The sequence below is a fragment of the Porphyromonas asaccharolytica DSM 20707 genome (assembly GCF_000212375.1).
Taxonomy (GTDB): domain Bacteria; phylum Bacteroidota; class Bacteroidia; order Bacteroidales; family Porphyromonadaceae; genus Porphyromonas; species Porphyromonas asaccharolytica.
This window is the reverse complement of the sequence record NC_015501.1, coordinates 1172331-1187009: the sequence shown is the minus strand read 5'-3', so window position 1 is coordinate 1187009 and position 14679 is coordinate 1172331. Positions and strand designations below refer to the sequence as shown.

At 54.9% G+C, this 14679-nt stretch carries 12 protein-coding genes; 4 read left to right on the top strand and 8 right to left on the bottom strand.

Annotated elements, in window-relative coordinates; translation table 11 throughout:
- The first annotated feature begins 128 nt into the window (after positions 1-128).
- Together PORAS_RS04705 and PORAS_RS04700 are read left to right on the top strand one after the other, a co-directional pair.
- A complete protein-coding gene (locus tag PORAS_RS04705; protein WP_004331037.1) occupies positions 129-437 on the top strand; it encodes an NAD(P) transhydrogenase subunit alpha part 2 in 309 nt (102 codons plus the stop codon).
- Positions 434-3007 (top strand): NAD(P)(+) transhydrogenase (Re/Si-specific) subunit beta, encoded by a 2574-nt coding sequence (locus PORAS_RS04700; RefSeq protein ID WP_013760370.1) that lies wholly within the window; start codon positions 434-436, stop codon positions 3005-3007. The genes PORAS_RS04705 and PORAS_RS04700 overlap by 4 nt, the downstream gene beginning before the upstream one ends.
- Before the next feature lie 179 nt (positions 3008-3186).
- Here the strand turns inward: PORAS_RS04700 and PORAS_RS04695 are convergent, their stop codons facing one another.
- From PORAS_RS04695 to PORAS_RS04660, 8 genes are all read right to left on the bottom strand, one after another.
- Positions 3187-3576, bottom strand: a complete 390-nt coding sequence (locus PORAS_RS04695; protein WP_025883318.1) for a GntR family transcriptional regulator — start codon at positions 3574-3576, stop codon at positions 3187-3189.
- A gap of 19 nt (positions 3577-3595) precedes the next feature.
- Positions 3596-4471 (bottom strand): hypothetical protein, encoded by an 876-nt coding sequence (locus tag PORAS_RS04690; protein WP_013760368.1) that lies wholly within the window; start codon positions 4469-4471, stop codon positions 3596-3598.
- Positions 4468-5385 (bottom strand): ATP-binding cassette domain-containing protein, encoded by a 918-nt coding sequence (locus tag PORAS_RS04685; protein WP_013760367.1) that lies wholly within the window; start codon positions 5383-5385, stop codon positions 4468-4470. Before PORAS_RS04685 ends, PORAS_RS04690 begins: the two co-directional genes overlap by 4 nt.
- Positions 5386-5628: 243 nt before the next feature.
- Positions 5629-6981: a TolC family protein gene (locus PORAS_RS04680; protein WP_013760366.1), complete on the bottom strand. Its 1353-nt coding sequence runs from the start codon at positions 6979-6981 to the stop codon at positions 5629-5631.
- A gap of 254 nt (positions 6982-7235) precedes the next feature.
- Positions 7236-8348: an efflux RND transporter periplasmic adaptor subunit gene (locus tag PORAS_RS04675; protein ID WP_013760365.1), complete on the bottom strand. Its 1113-nt coding sequence runs from the start codon at positions 8346-8348 to the stop codon at positions 7236-7238.
- A 45-nt stretch (positions 8349-8393) separates the two neighbouring features.
- The gene (locus PORAS_RS04670) at positions 8394-9653 is read right to left on the bottom strand and encodes an ABC transporter permease (protein WP_013760364.1); all 1260 of its coding nucleotides are present in this window, start codon (positions 9651-9653) and stop codon (positions 8394-8396) included.
- 28 nt (positions 9654-9681) lie between these two features.
- Positions 9682-10962, bottom strand: a complete 1281-nt coding sequence (locus PORAS_RS04665) for an ABC transporter permease (RefSeq protein WP_013760363.1) — start codon at positions 10960-10962, stop codon at positions 9682-9684.
- Positions 10963-10977: 15 nt separating this feature from the next.
- On the bottom strand, positions 10978-11697 hold the full coding sequence (locus PORAS_RS04660) for an ABC transporter ATP-binding protein (protein ID WP_004330419.1): 720 nt from the start codon (positions 11695-11697) through the stop codon (positions 10978-10980).
- A gap of 1406 nt (positions 11698-13103) precedes the next feature.
- Here PORAS_RS04660 and PORAS_RS04655 point away from each other — a divergent pair.
- Entirely contained in the window at positions 13104-14201 is a 1098-nt protein-coding gene (locus PORAS_RS04655; protein WP_013760362.1) for a chorismate mutase, read from the top strand.
- A gap of 24 nt (positions 14202-14225) precedes the next feature.
- Positions 14226-14606: a 2-amino-4-hydroxy-6-hydroxymethyldihydropteridine diphosphokinase gene (locus tag PORAS_RS04650; RefSeq protein WP_013760361.1), complete on the top strand. Its 381-nt coding sequence runs from the start codon at positions 14226-14228 to the stop codon at positions 14604-14606.
- The last annotated feature ends 73 nt before the right edge of the window (positions 14607-14679 follow it).

The window sequence follows — 14679 nt, the reverse complement described above, 5'->3', positions numbered from 1 at the left end:
AAGAACTTGACTTTTCCCTATCGCTAGAGGTTAGACGTCAGAGCATATGGTCCTAAGGGGTCATACTCTGACATCTAACCTCTAATTTCTAAATCTCTAACCTCCAATCTCTAATTTCTAATTTCTCAATGAACCCACTGATCCTCGTCGCCATCTTCCTTGTGGCGACCTTCGTCGGCTACAAGCTCATCAGCAATGTGCCTAGCTTGTTGCACACCCCCCTCATGTCGGGGATGAACGCCCTGAGTGGCGTCACCATCACGGGAGCGCTCGCAGCTACTGCCACAGCTATCATAGCTCCAGACGGTAGTCTCTTCCAGCAAATATTTGGGGTTATAGCCGTCATCCTAGCCACCATCAATGTCGTCGGGGGCTTTGGCGTGACCAACCGCATGCTCCGTATGTTTACCAAAAACAAGAAAGGAGGCAAGGCATGAATACACTCATAGAGATCTCTAATCCCGTATACTACGTCATCTGCGCGGTCCTCAGCATCCTCGTGCTCGTAGGCATCGCTATGATGAGCAAGGTCAAAACCGCTGCTCGTGGCAACGCACTCAGTGCTACCGCCATGGGACTAGGCGTCCTCGTCACGCTACTCAAGCTACAGGTCGTCACCTTCCCCTGGCTCATCGGGGGTATCCTCATCGGTGGTATCATCGGTGTCCTACTCTACACACGAGTCAAGATGATCCAGATGCCGCAGATGGTGGCTCTGCTCAATGGTATCGGCGGTGGTGCCTCAGCACTCGTCGGTGCTTTGACACTCTTCCAGCTTCCTGTGAGCAATGTCTACTTCACGCTGGTCACCGCTTTCCTCGCTATCATCATCGGTATGCTCACACTCGTCGGGAGTCTCGTCGCAGCGGGCAAGCTCCACAGAGTCCTGCCACAGAAGTCAGTCGTCTGGCCTTTTCACAATGTAGCGACCTCACTCACGCTCGTTGTCGCCGTCTTCTTCCTACTCATCGGCACGCTCAACTACGTTGTTCCCTCGGCTCTCATCTACGCCATGATCGGCACGATGCTCTTCAGTGCGCTCTTCGGTCTTTACTTCTCCATACGTGTGGGCGGTGCTGACATGCCGATCACCATCAGCTTGCTCAACTCTCTGAGCGGTGTGGCTGGTGCTATCGCCGGTATGGCCATTGGCGACATCTTCCTCGTCGCTGTCGGTGGTGTCGTCGGTGCTTCGGGACTCCTCCTCACGCAGATCATGTGCCGTGCGATGAACCGCTCGCTCATCAACATCCTCATCCCTCACGGCAAGGCAAAAGCTCCCGCCAAGGCAACGGCTCCCGCCAAGGCTGCCGCACCAGCCCCCAAAGCTCCCGCTGCGCCTCAGCCTAAGCAAGAGAGCTCTCCTATCGATCAGGCTGTTGCGATGCTCCGTGGTGCTAAGCGCGTTATCATCGTGCCGGGCTACGGTATGGCACTAGCGCAAGCACAGCAGGAGGTCAAGCAGCTAGCCGACAAGCTCGCTCGAGGCGGTGCTGATGTTAAGTACGCGATCCACCCTGTGGCTGGTCGTATGCCAGGGCATATGAACGTACTCCTTGCCGAGGCTAATGTGGACTACGATAGTCTCTACGAAATGGAGGCGATCAACGATCAGTTTGCCAATACCGATGCGGTCATCGTCATCGGTGCTAACGACGTGCTCAACCCCGCCGCTCGCAATGCCGAGGGAACGCCTATCTATGGTATGCCGGTCCTCAACGTAGATCAAGCCAAGCAGGTGATCATCTGCAACTTCGATCTCAAGCCTGGCTACGCTGGTGTCGAGAACCCGCTCTACAGCCGTGGTGAGGGCGTAGCGCTCTGCCTAGGCGATGCTAAGGCAACGATTGATCAGATCCTCTCTGGTCTAGAGAGCTCAGCAGCGACCGCACAGCCCGCTAGCAGCAGTTCAGCTAGCGATCCTATCTCACAGGCAGCAGATATGCTCCGTGGTGCTAAGCGTGTCATCATCGTGCCAGGCTACGGTATGGCTCTAGCGCAAGCACAGCAGGAGGTCAAGCAGCTAGCCGATAAGCTCGCCAAGAGCGGTGCCGATGTTAAGTATGCGATCCACCCTGTGGCTGGTCGTATGCCTGGACACATGAACGTACTCCTTGCTGAGGCTAATGTGGACTACGATAGTCTCTACGAGATGGAGGCGATCAACGACCAGTTTGCCAATACCGACGCGGTCATCGTCATCGGTGCTAACGATGTGCTCAACCCAGCGGCACGCAATGCCGAGGGAACGCCTATCTATGGTATGCCAGTCCTCAACGTAGATCAAGCCAAGCAGGTGATCATCTGCAACTTCGACCTTAAGCCTGGCTACGCTGGTGTCGAGAACCCGCTCTACAGCCGTGGCGAGGGCGTAGCGCTCTGCCTAGGCGATGCTAAGGCAACACTCTCCAACCTGATGGATCGTTTGGATCATGCGGAGAGTACCCCGGTAGCCCCTGCGGCTTCGTCTGCTTCGTCAGCTACCAGCAGCGCAACGCCACTCCAGTCCGCTACGGAGGTACTGCACAACGCTAAGAGCGTCATCATCGTGCCGGGCTACGGTATGGCACTTGCGCAAGCACAGCAGGAGGTCAAGCAGCTAGCCGACAAGCTCGCCAAGGGCGGTGCCGATGTTAAGTACGCCATCCACCCTGTGGCTGGTCGTATGCCTGGACACATGAACGTGCTCCTTGCCGAGGCTAATGTAGACTACGATAGTCTCTACGAGATGGAGGCGATCAACGATCAGTTTGCCAATACCGACGCAGTCATCGTCATCGGCGCTAACGACGTGCTCAACCCAGCGGCACGCAATGCCGAGGGGACGCCTATCTATGGTATGCCAGTCCTCAACGTAGATCAAGCCAAGCAGGTGATCATCTGCAACTACGATCTCAAACCCGGCTATGCTGGTGTCGAGAACCCGCTCTACAGCCGTGGCGAGGGCGTGACGCTACTCATTGGAGATGCCAAGAAGACGCTCAGCGACCTGATCGACACGCTCTAGTTGAGATTGTTGCAAAAGTCAATAGTCTCTAGTTAGCAACCATACAGCGGCAAAGGCTCTCAGCCTTTCGCCAGTAATAATAAGAAGAGACTGCCGCTCCTAGGAGTAGCAGTCTCTTGTTTTAACTAACGCTGTTTTTGAAAAAGTGAAGATTGCTGATTAAAGCGGAGGCAGGCGCGCTAAGCGTCAGGATCTCCCTGCTGCTTGACCCAGTCGGCGTGCCGTCTGACCACCTCTAGGATGTCCATGTTAAGCACTTTGAGTTGAGCAAAGAGCTCGGGGAGTTCCTCCTCGGTTAGCACGCGATAAGCCTCATCGCGTAGGAGCATCTCGGCCGTTTCGGAGACATAGAGACCGAGCCCTTTCTTCGGATAGATGAGCCCCTCGTTCTGTAGGTTCTCATAAGCTCTGAAGATCGTATTGGCATTGGTCTCCAGCTCGGCAGCTAGCTGGCGCACGCTCGGGATCTGCGTCCCTGCGGGGTACTCTCCCGAGAGGATCTTCTCCTTGATGCGCTGCTCTATCTGAGCGTAGATGACTACTTGCGGATTAAAACGTGGTGTGATCATGATCATTAGATTAGAGAGGTTACGCCGTGACCTGCTTGCGTCGTAGCGAGCGCAGGCCGAGCCAGACCATCGCAAAGGCGTAGAGGTAGATCGGTATCGTCAAGGCGAGGAGCGAGATGCTGAGCTCATCGCCATTGCCCAAATAGAAGACAAGATAACGCAGTGTATCGTCAGGACGTATAGAACCAATGTCTAGCAAATGCATCAGCATGCTCACGCCAAGCACCGAGACGATGAAAATAACAAAGCCGATGCCCATAAAGCGCAGGACTGCACGTAGGGGTTTGCGCGCCGATATGATACAGTAGAGGTAAGTGGCATAGCCCGCCAGCTGCATAGCGATCATCAGGCTTAGAGACCACCCATACTGTAGCAATGTATTGTCGTAGTTTAGCGGATCTGTGAGGGCCTCTGAGTAGAGGGCGAGTACCTGACTCCCATCTACCAGTGCCCATATAAGCATGTAGACAGTCCAGGCGACCGCTCCTAGAAACGGTGTGATGATTTGCAGTGCCAGCGTCAGGAGGAGAAGCGATATGTACTTCTCCGTTGCTGAGGCGGGTATCTGTAGGTAGAGCGGCGAGAGCGAAGCATTGACACGCTGGTTGTAGCTGATCATCGCACCGAGAGAGACCGCCAGGAAGCTACAGTATAGGCAGGCTAAGTAAAGGCTTCGAGCCTCATTCGCACTCCATCCCATACCAAAGAGCAAGCCGCTCAGTGCCGACACGATCACCGGTATAGAAGCTGCGAGGAAGCCACCGATCAGAATCTGTAGCCACTGTCTATGGTGAAAGGCGAAGTCCAGTCGCAGGAGCTGGCCGAGACGCTTGAAGCTAAAGGAGCTGACACCTGTCTTAGGCGCAGCGGTCGTTAGATTAGCAGATTGGTTCATAGTGAGAGAGGGGCTTGTGGGGTGAGTGTATCGTTTGCTGGTTGGGATAAATGCTGTAGTACCGCTTGGGTGTTGTACATCAGAGCGTTGAAGAAGAGCTCCATCGAGAAGCCTCCCGTCTCGGCAGTCTCTGGCGTACGGGGCGTCATCACGACCTCTCCCCATACGGAGGGCTCGCTATAGAGCGGCGCTACGTGAGGCGCCTCGGCGGCGGTGCCACAGTAGAAGGTGCTCTCGAGGCGAGCGATCGTCTCATTGCAGATGATCTGGTTTTGGTGTAGCACGACCAGACGATCTATCATTTGCTCTAGGTCACGCACCTGGTGGGTGCTGATCAGCACGGTCTGCTCGTCAGAGATGTGCTGCACGAGGAGCTGGCGAAACTTGCTCTTCGACGGTATGTCCAGTCCATTGGTCGGTTCGTCGAGGAGGAGCAACGGCACCCGCAGAGAGAGCGCCAGCACGAGCGCTACCTTCTTCTTCTGTCCCATCGAGAGGCGACGCAGATTGTTAGTGGGTGGCACGTCAAAGTCCTGCAGCAGTTGACGAGCCAGCGTGGCATCATAGTTTGGGTAAAACTGTCCTGCGCCGTCGAGGTACTGGACGGCAGAGGTGGCGGGTAGCTGCACCTCCTCGGGAAGGTAGTAGAGCTCTCGGAGAAGTGGCACCGAGCGCTTTCTGCTGGAGTGCCCGAGCACGGAGAGCTCACCACCCTTAGCTAGGAGCAGTCCTGAGAGCAGCTTGAGGAGGGTCGTCTTACCCTCGCCATTTTTGCCTAGAAGCCCGGTGATAGAGCCTGCGGGCAGGGTAAAGCTTACACTCCTAAAGAGCGGGTGCCGACCATAAGAGAAGCATACCTCCTGAGCCTGAACCAGAGGCTCTGCGGTGAGGTGGGTATCTGAGTTCGAATACATAACTGTTGCGAAGTTTAGGGGTCTTATTCTATATGTTGTGTAGCGATATGGAGGAGACGAGTAACCCTTTGTAGGGACGCACGGTCGTGCGTCCGTTGTGTCAAAGGTTACGGCATCGTGGTTTTAACGGGGACGGACGCACGACCGTGCGTCCCTACAAAGGGTTACTCGTCTCTCTGTTCGGGGACGGACGCACGAGCCGTGCGTCCCTACAAATCGTTACTCGTAAGTGTTGTGAAGACATTACTTAGTTTCCTCTGCGGGAGAGATGTAGCTGTGCAGTACGAGCACACGGTAGAGGTAGTCGTAGCGAGCGCGGAGCTCTTCGCTCTGAGCGACGAAGTGACGGTTTTGCGCCTCGGCCAATTCGTACGAAGAGGCACGTCCCGCCTCGTAGCTGATCTGCGCATAGTGCAGCGCCGTCTCGGCCGACTCGGTTGCCCGCTCGGCAGCTGCTATCTGACTGTAAGCGGCACGGGCGTTGATCTGAGCCGTGTAGAGCTGCTGCGTGAGCTCTTTGTCCACCTTGCGCAGAGCGATCTGCTGATCGGAGTAGCGGAGACGAGCCTGCGCCACATTGTCTGCCGTGCGCATCGCATCAAAGATGGGTACAGAGAGCGAAAGCCCAACGAAGTAGCGTCCGTTGTTGCGCATCTGATCCCCAAAAGGCTGGTTATACTGCCGTAACTCCTTATTAAGGATGTAGTAATAGCCCGTGTTGTAGCCTGCGCCAAAGGAAACCTTCGGTATGTAGCCCGTCTGCTCCAGTCCGATCTGTCGCTCCGCCACTTGTAGCTGTAGCCTTGCCTGCTCCATCTCGGGACGCATCGTGCGTGCTTGCTCGAGGAGCGCATCGTCAGCCAGTGCCAGCTCAGGAGCGGGCGTAGCGCTGAGGCTCTTGACATCGGGCAAGGTGATCTGCAGCTCTGTGTAGTCGGGCAACTCAATGATGAGTGCCAGCTGATGACGCGCCAGCTCCGTATCGCTGCAGGCACGGAGGTAGTTGACGCTGTCCTTAGCGAGTTGCGCCTCCACCTCGGCGAGCTTGTCACGAGACCACTTACCCGCCTGAACCATTGCGGCCGTCTTCGTGAGCGTCTCGCGGGTTAGCTTGAGCTGTTCATCGGCTACGTGGATTAGCTCTTGGCGAAAGAGCAAGTTATAGTACCCCTCAGCCACCTGTAGCCCGATCTGCTCCTTAGCATAGGAGAGTCCAGCGGTTGCAGCGTCTAGATTGAGACGCGCTATCTCCGTTGCCTTAGGACGAGCCATGCCAGAGAAAACGTCCCACGAGAGGTTTGCCCCAAAGGAGGTGCTGCTCGAGGACTGGTCGCCGATGACGCCCGTCTTGTCGGCACTACGTCCGAGGCTGACGCTCTGGCTAGCACTCGCCGAGAGCGAGGGCAGGTAACTGTGCTGCGCGGTGGAGAGCTGCTGCTCACTCCCGGCCAAGCGTAGGCGCGCCTCCTCGACCGTGATGCTGTGAGCGACGGCGTGATCGATGCACTGCTGCAGCGTCCAGCTCTGCTGCGCTGCTAGGGTAAAGCTCCCCGCGACCAGTAGGGCTAAGGGAAAGATATGACGAAGTGTAAGCATAGGATTGTCTTGTCTAAATGATTTGCGTGCGCTACGGCTGTCTGATGATCGGAGTAGGTCGGGTTCTGGCGGCTTGCTGGGAGAGCTTTCGCTTTCCTCCGTTGGAAAGAAACTTTTCCTCCCTTGGAAAGTTTATTTTCCTCCCTTGGAAATTTATTTTTCCAAGCGTGGAAAGTATTTTGGAAAACGTCATCGGCTCAGCAATTTAGCCGAACAAGCCAGACAGCGCAGGGCTATAAATGATCTTCGGTCGGTTAGGCTGCTACTGGAGTACCCTTGACCTTTTCGCCCTCCTTGAGACCACTCTTGACCTCGATGAGGCTACCGTTGCTGATGCCAGTCTTGATCTCACGGCGCTCCGTCTCTAGATGCTTCGGGTCGGCATCGGAGGTGACCACCTCGACATAGACCTTGTCGCCCTCAAACTGTAGAGCGCCCTCGGGAACAGCCAGGACGTTAGAGACTTGGTCGGTGATAAGCTCCGCATTGGCACTCATATCGGAGCGTATGCGACTGTAGTCGTCGATGGTGATGGCAGCCTTGAGCTCGTACTGCGTGCCTTGCTGCTGCTGGATCGTCTTGGGCGAGATGTACTCCACGACGCCCGAGAAGGCGGAACCCTCGATCGCTCCGATGCGCACCGTGACGGGTAGTCCTGTAGCGACACGAGCGATGTCGACCTCGTCCACCTTGCCGATGAAGATCATCTCCGTCATGTCGGCGATGGTGGCGATGGTGGTACCAGCGTTGAAGGAGTTGGCCTGAATGACCGAGTTACCCTCCTTGACTGGTATGTCGAGGATCGTCCCGTCTACCGTGCTGCGCACGAGTGTCGTAGAGCCCTGAGCGTTGCGCTGGCTCATACCAGTGAGGACGATGTTGTAAGCATCCTTAGCGCTCGCAAGGCGCTCCTTAGCCTGTAGGTAGTTAGCCTTGGTCGTGGCATACTCCTCCTCGGCTACGATCCCTTGCTGGTGTAGCTCGGTCGCTATCTTGTACTTCTGCTCTGCCTCGTCGAGAGCTATCTTTGCTATCTCGACCTGCGACTCTGCCTGATTGACCGAACCCATCTCGGGCACCACTTTGATACGAGCGATGATGTCGCCCGCCTTGACGAGGTCGCCGGGCTTCTTCATAATCTCGGCGATGATGCCGTTGAGCTGTGGCACGATCATCACCTCGTTGCGAGGAGCTATCTTGCCAGTGAGGATGATAGACCGTTGGATAGAGGGGACGCGGGTCACCGTCTCTACCGAGTAGATGGTCGCCTGGGGCTGTGCCTTCTTATAGAGGAAGACGAAGGTCATGACAACGAGCAGGCCGAAGATGACCCAAAGGGAAAGTTTGAAGATACGCTTAGCTTTCATAGTTCTTTATGTTGTGTTTGTTTTTACCTAAAGTTGATTGTTGGTTTACTCCTCACGAATCGCTTCGATGGAGCGAATCTCGAGCGCTTTCTTGAGCGGCAAGAGACCGCCCACCACGCCTCCGATGACGATGAAGAGGAGTGCGCCAATCGCTGTGCCAAAGGGGATCAGCGGATTGACCAGCATCTCGTTTTCCATGGAGGCGGTGATCTGCGAGACGATAGACATAATCCCCACACCGAGGAGAAGACCTAGGAGCCCCGCGAGGAGGCTCAGCATGCCGCTCTCTAGGAGGATGAGTCGTATGATGTCTTTGCGCTGGGCACCGAGTGCACGACGTATGCCGATCTCACGGGTGCGCTCCTTGACGGAGACGAGCATGATATTGCTAATGCCGATGATGCCCGAGAGGAGCGTGCCGATACCGATGAACCAGACGAAGACATTGACACCCCACAGCATAGAGTTTTGGGCGGTGAAGATCTCTGAGATGTTGAACTCACCTATGGCGCTCTCATCGTCTGGTGCTATGTCGTGGGTAGAGCGGATGTAGGCTTTGATGCGGTCGTTGATCGCTTTGCTATCCTTACCATCGCCATGGAGCGAGTAGAGGAAGTGGTAGACCTCATTGCTTTGGCCGAGTGATGCGCTAAGGATCGTATAGGGGATACGCACCTTTTGCTCTTCAGAACCATTGATATTCATCCCTTTAGACTTGCCCTTGAGGACTCCCACGACGGTGTAGTAAGAGCCGTCAATATTGATCACCTTGCCCAATGCCTCCTCGTGCGAAGCGAAGAACTTCTGGCTCACCTCCTCACCGATGGTACAGTTGCGACGTCGCTGCTGCTCGTCGCTCTCGTTGAGCCGTCGTCCCGCCAGGAGGGTCGAGTAGACGATCTGGTCATAAGAGGTCCAGGCGGAGTAGAGCGGTGCTGTCGTACTCTTGGTGCCGTAGCTGACGGCGGTATCCCATGCACCTTGCTGGATAGGAGATATCGTCTCTATCTCGGGGAAACGCTTCTGGAGGTTGTCTATATCGCTCACTGAGAGCGACCACCAGCGATCGGTGGGGTAACCTTTGTACGGTTTACTGGTTGTGGAGCAGTAAAGCATCGTGGTATTGCTTGAGATACCACCTAGCTGCTTGCGCATGCCGTTGGAGAAACCTTGGCTCAAGCTCATCAAGATGACCAGCATCAAGATGCCCCAGAAGATGCCGAAGGCGGTTGCGATGGAACGCTTGCGATTCGTTCGTAAGGAGTGAAAAGCTTCACCCCAGATATCTCGATCAAATAGTCTCATAGTACAGTCTTTACGCTAGGGTGTGTCACTAATCTCTCATCGCTTCAATAGCCGAAATACGTATCGCTCTACGAGCTGGCGTGTAGCCCGCCACGATCCCCGCAATGATCATCACAACGAGGATGCCCAGCGCCATCTGTGGCGAGAGGACTGGCGTGTCAAAGAGGTGGATCGTCTCGCCCATAATGGAGAACTCGCCAATGTGGTAAGCGGTCACGAGGTAGTCGCCTAGAGCGACGAGCCCCACGGCAATGACCAGACCGATAGCACCCGCCACCGCCGTGATGAGGAGGCTCTCGACCATAATCATCGCTAGGATGTCACGGGGCTTAGCGCCCAGAGCCTTGCGTATGCCGATCTCTTTGTATCGCTCCCGCACCGTGACCAGCATGATGTTGCTCACGCCAACGATTCCGATGAGGAGCGTGCTCAGCCCGACGATCCAGAGGAAGAGGTAGAAGTAGTTGACTACCTTATTATACTGCTCGTTGTTGACATAGTTTGAGTAGGAGTACATCGCCTGATCATCATCGGGCGAGAAGGAGAGTATCGAGCTGAGTGCTTTGAGGAGCTCTTTGTCGAAAGCCTCGAAATCCTTCTTGCTCCGTATCGTAGGCGCATAGATATAGCCACCATCGATACGCTGATCATTGGAATCAATCATGGTAAAGGTGCTGCTCGGCATATAGGATGCCGATTGGTTTTGCTGAGCTTCGTAGACACCCACCACGGTAAAGGAGACATTGTCGACGGAGACAATCTTGCCTAGTGCCTCACCGTACTGATCTGTGCCAAAGAGCTTGAGCGCATCGGAGGAGCTAATGAGGAGTGTCTTCTCCCTATTATATACGTCGTTGCCATTGATGCTACGTCCCGCCAGCATCTTGACACGAGTCTCGAAGTGTCCGAAATAGTTGGCACCGATACCCTTTACCGACCCCTCGGTCACCTGTGATGCGTAGGTTATCTTATTCCAAGATCTGAATCTGGGTGTGATGTCCTCAATAGCCGGCACCATCTCCTGCAACTGTGCGAACTGCGACTCAGCGAGGAACAGCCACCGACCGGCTGGGTAACCCTGGTAAGGGAGGTTGGTCATCCAGACGCCAAAGTATATGCCGTAGTTTGGCTCCGTGTCGCCCGCGTTGGCACTCTTAGAGATACCACGATTAAGCCCCACGCCGATGCTAAGGAGGATGACTAGAAAGATGATTCCCCACGCTACGGCAAAGCCTGTCAGGAAGGTGCGCAGGCGGTTGCGCTTGAGATTGTCTATGATCTCGGAGAAGTATTCGTGTCCTATACGCATAATATGTGATCCTCTTTACTCAAACACCTCCTCGGGCAGACTGCTCGTCAGACCGCCCCCCTCGATCAGCCCATCCTTGATATGTATCGTGCGGTCACACATCTCGGCTACGCCAGGCTCGTGCGTCACGATAATCATCGTCAGGTGCGACTCGCGATTGATCTCTCGCAGTAGCTCCATCACCTCGATGGTGGTCTTGCTATCCAAAGCTCCCGTCGGCTCATCGGCTAGGATGACTGAGGGCGTGGTGATGAGGGCTCGTGCGATTGCTATGCGCTGCTTCTGTCCTCCCGACATCTCGCTCGGCAGGTGCTCCGCCCAGTCGGCTAGCCCCATACGGGCGAGCAACTCGGCAGCACGCTTGGTGCGCTCCTTGCGACCTACTCCTTGGTAAAAGAGTGGCAGGGCAATGTTGTCCAGCGCATTCTTGAAGGGGATAAGGTTAAACGACTGGAAGACGAATCCTATTTGTCTAGAACGGATCTCGGCGGCGCGGTTCTCCGAGAGGCTATTGCTCAGTAGCTCCTCTCCTAGATGGTAGCTCCCCTCGTCGTAGCTATCGAGGAGCCCGAGGATGTTGAGGAGCGTACTCTTGCCCGAGCCCGAAGCTCCCATGATAGCGACCATCTCGCCTGGGAAGATGTCGAGGTTGATCCCCTTGAGGACATGTAGCGGCTGCGCGCCCTGGTAGGTCTTGTGCAGATTGCGTAGCGATATGACTGGTTTAGCATTCATAAGCTTGTTTGCTTAGCGTTTGTCTTAAGTAGTACACTGCAAAGGTAGTACAAATATTTGAATCTGCAATAGGAAAAACGCAACAGTGTACAACTTGAACCAAACAGCTCTGTCGAGCAATCTCATAATCAGCCGTCTAAAGGAGCCTGAAAAGCTTAAAACGGCACTATACAGCCCATCTATAAAAGGATCTCCACAGGAGTGTGTCACGGCAGACGAACACCTATAACACAATAGCCACGTAGGAAATCTGAATTTCCTACGTGGCTATTTTTGTTTTTCCACGTGGCGGCGAAATGATTCCTCCGAAGTTTCATTTCATTCCTCCGAAGTTTTATTTCTTCTCCACGTGGAGAATTTTCTTTTTCCACGTGGGGATTTGCAAATTCCTACGTGGGGATCATTTCATCCCTCCCTTGGGATCATTTCATCCCTCCCTTGGGATTTTTCGTCCCAACGCGGGTGGGAGATTTTCGTTCCATCAGTATGGGACGACCCTTCCGGACTATTTACCTTATTATATACGTAGCCTAGTCGACACGTGTGACCCTACGTGTAACCCTTTGCTTTCTAAGTTCATATGCAAGTAAAAAGCGAAGTTTTTTCTCGTTTCGCAAGCTCGGTCTACTTCTCTTCAGGGGACCGCTCGGCGGGGTGGGAGCTCCCACCGTAGGGGCGGACCTGTGTGTCCGCCTGTCCTCACCTGAGCGTAGTCTATTCTGCGGGCGGACACGCAGGTCCGCCCCTACACGAATCACATCAACACGACAAATCCAGCCATCAAATGCTGTAATACCAGCAACATAATAGACAGACGCACACAGAAGGACCTCGTGAGAGGTCCGACGCATCGTAGCCGTCGGTCGGAGGGGCAAAGCCCCGAACGACCGATGGTGGCAATATGGTAATAGTTTATCGACCCCTTGTGGGTCGGACCAGACAAGGACTACAGCTCCAGTCCGACCTCCCACAAGGGGAGGTCGCTTGTTTCAGGTGACTTCCCTACCCCGCAGTCGTTCGGGGCGTTGCCCCTCCGACTGGGGGCTACGAAGCGTCCGACCGCAAGCGGTCGTCTGCTCTCCGTAAAGACGCCTGAGACGGGTAGCCTGGTGTCTTGACGTACGGGACGAGTAACCCTGTGTAGGGACGCTCGGGTGTGTCTAGCGGGAGGGCGTCCGTTGTCGAACTAGCCTGACGCAGTAACCTTTTACGGGGACGGACGCACAGACCGTACGTCCCTACAGGAGTCGTCTCGCTGTACTACAACGGACGCACAGACCGTACGTCCCCACAAGGTGATGTCCCCTCCGCCAGACACTATATTAATAATGTATCCGATCCGAGTGCCTCTAGTCGGAATAGTTTTAATACCTTTGTAGCGAGTAAACGAGTATACGACCTTAGATATGGATGATTCGTCCGCCCATAGTACCCTTGAGGAGCCTCCAGCGAGTCAGATGCTGGTAGCGGGTCCCTGCAGTGCAGAGAGCCGCGAGCAACTGCTTGAGGTCGCTCAAGGACTAAAGGCGCAAGGTGTCACACATTTTCGGGCTGCCTTGTGGAAGCCTCGTACCCGTCCGGGATCCTTCGAGGGTGTCGGAGTGGAGGGACTTGCTTGGCTCCAAGAGGTGCAGACCTCTACGGGTCTCAAGGTGGGCACCGAGGTCTGCCTGCCTGAGCAGGTCGAGGCAGTGCGCACTGCAGGCGTTGACTTCGTATGGATCGGTGCTCGCACAGTGAGCAATCCCTTTATGGTAGAGGCGATCGCCGAGCAACTAGAGGGAGCAACACAGACCGTCCTGGTCAAGAATCCGATCAGTCCCGATGCCCCCCTATGGATGGGTGCCTTAGAGCGTATCAAGAGTCGAGGCGTCGCCCAGGTGATGGCTATCCTGAGAGGCTGTACACCAGTTTACACCAAGCAGCTACGCAATAGTCCGCATTGGGAGATGATCGCCCAGCTGCGCACGCTCTACCAAAAGCGTTATGGCACGGGGGAACACCTACCCATCTTACTTGATCCGAGTCACATCGCAGGACGAGCAGACCTCCTAGAGGCGGTCTGCCGCACAGGACTACTCTACCCTATCGATGGCTTTATGATCGAGTGTCACTGCGACCCCGAGCACGCTTGGACAGATGCTCGTCAGCAGATCACGCCTGAGCAGCTACACCAGTTGCTCGAGTCGCTACAGCACCCCAGCGATGACCACGAGGCGATGCTTCGCCCGATGCGCTATCAACTGCGAGATCTAGACGCCGCACTCGTAGAGCTATTAGCGGAGCGCTACAAGCTCACGCAAACCATAGGACGCTATAAGACGGCCAACCATCTAGGCCTCTATCAAGCTGAGCAACGAGCAGCTGTAGAGGCTCACTATATAGAGCTAGCGACTCAGTATGGACTAGATCCGCACTGGGCGGCGCAGCTATACAACCTGATCCACGACTACTCCCTACGAGGACAAGAAGCTGTGGACCCTGAAGAAGACAATAACTTTTAGACGCTAGACTACCAATAATAAGCAATGAAAAACAAAGCGATCATCAGCATAGGCAGTAATGAGCATCGCACGGCCAACGTTAAGGAGGTTATGGAGATACTCACGAAGCACTTCCCCACGATACGCTTTTCGACGCCTCAGCTCACGGAGCCTATGGATATGCCCGAGGATGCTAAGGCTTTTCTCAATCTGATCGCGCTCTTTGAGACCGACCTAGATAGAGAGACTCTAGAGGCTAAGCTAAAGAAGCTAGAGACTAAGCTCGGACGTGACCACGATGACGACGAAGAGGGTATCATACCGATGGATCTAGACATCATCGAGTGGAACGATGAGGTCTACAAGCCACAAGATATGGTCCGCCCCTATGTCGTCGCAGGACTAGAAGAGCTAGATGAGTTGTAGGATTTAGAGATTAGAAATTAGAGATTAGAAGTTAGAGATTAGACTTTGGTTCTAACCCTTCCTAGCTTCTCTC

Coding starts and splice junctions, on each gene's coding strand:
- PORAS_RS04675 (WP_013760365.1), bottom strand. CDS start 8,348: ATGAAAGCTAAGCGTATCTTCAAACTTTCCCTTTGGGTCATCTTCGGC.
- PORAS_RS04680 (WP_013760366.1), bottom strand. CDS start 6,981: ATGCTTACACTTCGTCATATCTTTCCCTTAGCCCTACTGGTCGCGGGG.
- PORAS_RS04705 (WP_004331037.1), top strand. CDS start 129: ATGAACCCACTGATCCTCGTCGCCATCTTCCTTGTGGCGACCTTCGTC.
- PORAS_RS04700 (WP_013760370.1), top strand. CDS start 434: ATGAATACACTCATAGAGATCTCTAATCCCGTATACTACGTCATCTGC.
- PORAS_RS04660 (WP_004330419.1), bottom strand. CDS start 11,697: ATGAATGCTAAACCAGTCATATCGCTACGCAATCTGCACAAGACCTAC.
- PORAS_RS04685 (WP_013760367.1), bottom strand. CDS start 5,385: ATGTATTCGAACTCAGATACCCACCTCACCGCAGAGCCTCTGGTTCAG.
- PORAS_RS04690 (WP_013760368.1), bottom strand. CDS start 4,471: ATGAACCAATCTGCTAATCTAACGACCGCTGCGCCTAAGACAGGTGTC.
- PORAS_RS04650 (WP_013760361.1), top strand. CDS start 14,226: ATGAAAAACAAAGCGATCATCAGCATAGGCAGTAATGAGCATCGCACG.
- PORAS_RS04695 (WP_025883318.1), bottom strand. CDS start 3,576: ATGATCACACCACGTTTTAATCCGCAAGTAGTCATCTACGCTCAGATA.
- PORAS_RS04665 (WP_013760363.1), bottom strand. CDS start 10,962: ATGCGTATAGGACACGAATACTTCTCCGAGATCATAGACAATCTCAAG.
- PORAS_RS04670 (WP_013760364.1), bottom strand. CDS start 9,653: ATGAGACTATTTGATCGAGATATCTGGGGTGAAGCTTTTCACTCCTTA.
- PORAS_RS04655 (WP_013760362.1), top strand. CDS start 13,104: ATGGATGATTCGTCCGCCCATAGTACCCTTGAGGAGCCTCCAGCGAGT.